We start from the raw sequence: 4,352 nt of genomic DNA, 5'->3' as shown, positions 1-4,352 counted from the left end.
CAGGTCCCACGACCCGTCCAGCTGCCAGTCCCGGAACCGGTAGTAGACGCTCTCCCACGGCCCGTAAGCGTCCTCGGGAACGTCCCGCCACTCGAGCTTGTCGGGACCCAGGTCCCGACAAGCTCGACCACCGGCGTCGGGCACCCCGCAACATCACTATTGGCGACAAGTACGCGACAAGGACTGGCATGGCCGATTCGGCGCCGACCGACATCCTCGAGATGCGCGGCATCACCAAGACATTTCCTGGGGTCAAAGCGCTCCAGGACGTCAACCTCACTGTCCGCCGAGGCGAGATCCACGCCATCTGCGGTGAGAACGGGGCGGGCAAGTCCACCCTGATGAAGGTGCTGTCGGGGGTGTACCCGTTCGGCACCTACGACGGCGACATAGTGCTCGACGGCGAGAACGCCCAGTTCGGCACCATCAACGACTCCGAGGCCCGGGGTGTCGTGATCATCCACCAGGAGCTCGCGCTGGTGCCGTACCTGTCGATCGCCGAGAACATCTTTCTCGGCAACGAGCGCCGCCGCGCCGGTGGCGCCATCGACTGGAACAGGACCAACGCCGAGGCAGCCGTGCTGCTGGAGCGGGTGGGGCTGAGCGAGTCGCCCACGGTTCCCATCTCCTCCCTCGGTGTGGGCAAGCAGCAGCTCGTGGAGATCGCCAAGGCCATCTCCAAGGACGTGAGCCTGCTCATCCTCGACGAGCCGACGGCGGCGCTGAACGACAACGACTCCGAGCACCTGCTCGAGCTGCTCCGGCAGTTCAAGAGCCAGGGCATCACGTCGATCATGATCTCCCACAAGCTCGCGGAGATCGCCGAGATCGCCGACCGCACCACGATCATCCGCGACGGGCAGTCGATCGAGACCTTCGACATGGCCGAGGCGGGTGGCTCGTCCGAGGCGATCCAGAACCGCATCATCCGCGGCATGGTGGGGCGTGACCTCGACAACCGGTATCCCGACCGGGAGTCGCACCCGGGCGAGGAGGTGCTGCGTGTCGAGGACTGGACGGTGTACCACCCGACCCAGCCCGGGCGCGTCATCGTCAAGGGTGCGAACCTGAACGTGCGGGCAGGCGAGGTGGTCGGTATCGCCGGCCTCATGGGCGCCGGGCGTACGGAGCTCGTGATGTCGCTGTTCGGCCGCTCCTACGGCCGGGACATCTCCGGAACGGCATACGTGCACGGCAAGAAGATCGACGCCCGCACCGTGCCGGACGCGATCAAGGCCGGCATCGCCTACGTGTCGGAGGACCGCAAGCAGTACGGGCTCAACCTCATTGAGGACATTCGGCGGAACATCTCCGCGGCGGGCCTCGGCAAGCTGTCGAAGAACGGCTTCGTGGACGAGAACGAGGAGCTCAAGGTCGCGGAGGAGTACCGCGCGTCCATGAACATCCGCACCCCCAACGTGCTGGTGGAGGTGGGCAAGCTCTCGGGTGGCAACCAGCAGAAGGTGGTGCTGTCCAAGTGGCTGTACACCGCTCCTGAGGTGCTCATCCTCGACGAGCCCACGCGGGGCATCGACGTCGGCGCCAAGTACGAGATCTACACCATCATCAACAAGCTGGTCGCGGAGGGGAAGGCCGTGCTGGTCATCTCCTCGGAGCTGCCCGAGCTGCTCGGGATCTGCGACCGCATCTACACCCTGGCCTTCGGCCGCATCACTGGCGAGGTCGACGTGGCCTCAGCCACCCAGGAAGGACTCATGGCTCTCATGACCCAGGAGCACACACAGGAGACGAAGGCATGACCGGCATCGCCAACATCCGGGACCTGCTCACCAGGAACATCCGCACCAGCGGCATCTACATCGCGTTCGTGCTGATCATCGTGCTGTTCTCGGTGCTGACCGACGGCCTGCTGCTCAGCTCGCGGAACCTGACCAGCCTCGTCCTGCAGTTCTCGTACATCCTCATCCTCGCCATCGGCATGGTGATCATCATCATCGGCGGGCACATCGACCTGTCTGTGGGCTCGGTGGTCGCACTCACCGGAGCCGTGGCCGCGGTGATCGTCGTCCGTGGCGGTCAGCCGTGGTGGGTGGGCGTGCTCGCCGCTGTCGGTACGGGACTGCTGGTCGGGGCCTGGCAAGGGTTCTGGGTGGCCTATGTGGGCATTCCAGCGTTCATCGTGACGTTGGCAGGCATGCTCCTGTTCCGTGGCATCACGCTCGAGGTACTCAACAACGTCTCGCTCTCGCCGTTCCCGGCGGAGTACAACGCGATCGCCAACGGATTCCTCAACGGCCTGCTCGGTGGATACGGGTACGACACCTTCACGCTCGTCATCTTCGCGATCGGCGTGCTGGGCTTCGCGTACAACTCGTGGCGTAACCGCCGTGCGCGCATCGCGTACAAGCAGACGGTCGAGGCACTGGTGCTGTTCGTGCTGAAGCTCGTGGTCGTCGCGGCAGTCGTCATGTGGTTCGCGTACAACCTCGCCACGTACCGGGGCCTGCCCGCGGTGCTGATCATCCTGGCGGTGCTGGTCATGGTCTACACGCTGGTCACCAAGCACAGCGTGTTCGGCCGCCATGTCTACGCCATCGGTGGCAACCTCGCCGCGGCGCAGCTGTCCGGCGTCCGGGTGAAGCGCGTGAACTTCTGGATGTTCGTGAACATGGGCTTCCTTGCCTCGATCGCGGGCATCGTGTACTCGGCGCGGTCGAACGCCGCACAGCCCGCGGCGGGCAACATGTTCGAGCTCGACGCGATCGCGGCGTGCTTCATCGGTGGCGCCGCCGTGACCGGCGGTATCGGCACGGTGACCGGCGCGATGGTGGGCGGCCTGATCATGGCCGTCATGTCGAACGGCATGCAGCTCATGGGTATCGACCAGTCGGTGCAGCAGGTCGTCAAGGGCATCGTCCTGCTCCTCGCCGTCGCGTTCGACGTCTGGAACAAGAGGCGGGCCGCGGCCGCCCGCTGACGGCTGACAGGGAAACGCGAGGGTCTCGACAGGCTCGACCACCGGTGGTCGAGCCCGTCGAGACCCTCGCGTCGTCGTGCCTGGGCGAGAATGGCGGGATGGCCTCACCCGACCCCGCGCCGCGCCGCGGACGGCGTCCCGCCGGGCAGGACGCGCGCGCCGACATCCTGACCGCCGCCCGGGCGGAGTTCCTGGAGCGCGGGTACGAGGCGGCGTCCCTGCGGTCGGTCGCCCGGCGGGCCGGCGTCGACCCGGGCACCGTGCGGCACTGGTTCGCCGACAAGGCGCGGCTGCTGACGGCCACGCTCGGCGTCACGGAGATCGAGCCGGACAAGCTGATGGAGCGGGTCGTGGACGGCCCGGTGGAGACCCTGGGGGAGCGCCTCGTCGAGACGGTGCTCGGCGCGTGGGAGTACGACGGCGGCACCACGGTCCGCGTGGTGATCCCCGCCGTCATGGCCGACCCCGGGCTGCGCCAGCCACGTGATGGACGAGGCGGTGCAGTGCGACCGCCTGCTCCTCATGTGGTCCGGCGCCCTGGTCGCCGACACCACCCCCGACGAACCTGACCCTCGCCACCGCGAGCCGCGTGCTGTCCCAGCTGCGCGGCGACCACCGCACGGTGGCCCTGATCATCCTGCTGCCCTGCCTGCTGATCGGCCTGATCGCCTGGTTGTTCGACGACCAGCCCCAGGTGCTCGACAGGTTCGGGCCGATGCTGGTCGGCCTGTTCCCGCTCATCGTGATGTTCCTGGTCACGAGCGTGGCGACCCTGCGCGAACGGCAGTCGGGCACGTTGGAGCGGCTCATGGCGACGCCCATCCGCAAGGGCGACTTCGTGGCCGGCTACGGCCTCGCGTTCGCGACGCTTGCGCTCGTCCAGGCGCTCGTGGTGGTCGGCTTCGCCCTGCTCGTCGGGATGGACGTCGCAGGGCCGCTCGGCCTCGTCGTCGTGGTCGCGCTGCTCGACGCGATCCTCGGCTGCACGCTCGGCCTTGCCGCCTCTGCGCTCGCCCGCAGCGAGTTCCAGGCGGTCCAGATGATGCCTGCCATCCTGTTCCCGCAGCTCATCACGTGCGGCCTGCTCATGCCGCGCGACCAGATGCCGCAGGTGCTGGAGCGGCTGTCCCGCGCGTTCCCGCTCACCTACGCGATAGAGGCGATGACGTCGCTCGCGGCGGGTGAGGAGTGGGCGGACATCCGCGGTGCGGTGGGCGTGATCGCTCTGTTCATCGTGGGTGCGGCCCTCCTGGGAGTGCTCACCCTCCGCCGTCGGACGGCGTGAGGGCGGGCGATCGGTAGAACGTCAGGAGGTCGGCACCCACCTGAGAACCCACCTGAGACCCATGGAGCGCAATGGCCCGCTTGCCGCAACGTCCCGGCGCCCTGCCGCGATCGTCGAGTGCGCGGAGGC

5 protein-coding genes are annotated in these 4,352 nt (G+C 67.6%); 4 read left to right on the top strand and 1 reads right to left on the bottom strand.

What is annotated here, in order from left to right; translation table 11 throughout:
* A partial coding sequence (locus AB0F70_RS27415) for a transposase (protein ID WP_357456501.1) occupies positions 1 to 144 on the bottom strand: 144 nt, incomplete at its 3' end.
* Between the two features lie 44 nt (positions 145 to 188).
* Here AB0F70_RS27415 and mmsA point away from each other — a divergent pair.
* From mmsA to AB0F70_RS27395, 4 genes are all read left to right on the top strand, one after another.
* The gene (mmsA, locus tag AB0F70_RS27410; protein WP_357456499.1) at positions 189 to 1,760 is read left to right on the top strand and encodes a multiple monosaccharide ABC transporter ATP-binding protein; all 1,572 of its coding nucleotides are present in this window, start codon (positions 189 to 191) and stop codon (positions 1,758 to 1,760) included.
* Entirely contained in the window at positions 1,757 to 2,938 is a 1,182-nt protein-coding gene (mmsB, locus tag AB0F70_RS27405; protein WP_357456496.1) for a multiple monosaccharide ABC transporter permease, read from the top strand. The genes mmsA and mmsB overlap by 4 nt, the downstream gene beginning before the upstream one ends.
* Positions 2,939 to 3,036: 98 nt before the next feature.
* Complete coding sequence (locus AB0F70_RS27400; RefSeq protein WP_357456493.1) at positions 3,037 to 3,507, top strand: TetR/AcrR family transcriptional regulator; 471 nt, start codon at positions 3,037 to 3,039, stop codon at positions 3,505 to 3,507.
* 20 nt (positions 3,508 to 3,527) lie between these two features.
* Entirely contained in the window at positions 3,528 to 4,223 is a 696-nt protein-coding gene (locus AB0F70_RS27395) for an ABC transporter permease (protein ID WP_357456490.1), read from the top strand.
* The last annotated feature ends 129 nt before the right edge of the window (positions 4,224 to 4,352 follow it).

The organism is Promicromonospora sp. NPDC023805 (genome assembly GCF_040639635.1).
GTDB lineage: Bacteria > Actinomycetota > Actinomycetes > Actinomycetales > Cellulomonadaceae > Promicromonospora.
This window is presented reverse-complemented; position numbering and strand designations above follow the sequence as displayed.

What these genes read in the sequence shown, in the direction of transcription:
- mmsA (WP_357456499.1), top strand. Translation starts at nt 189, where the DNA reads ATGGCCGATTCGGCGCCGACCGACATCCTCGAGATGCGCGGCATCACC.
- mmsB (WP_357456496.1), top strand. Translation starts at nt 1,757, where the DNA reads ATGACCGGCATCGCCAACATCCGGGACCTGCTCACCAGGAACATCCGC.
- AB0F70_RS27400 (WP_357456493.1), top strand. Translation starts at nt 3,037, where the DNA reads ATGGCCTCACCCGACCCCGCGCCGCGCCGCGGACGGCGTCCCGCCGGG.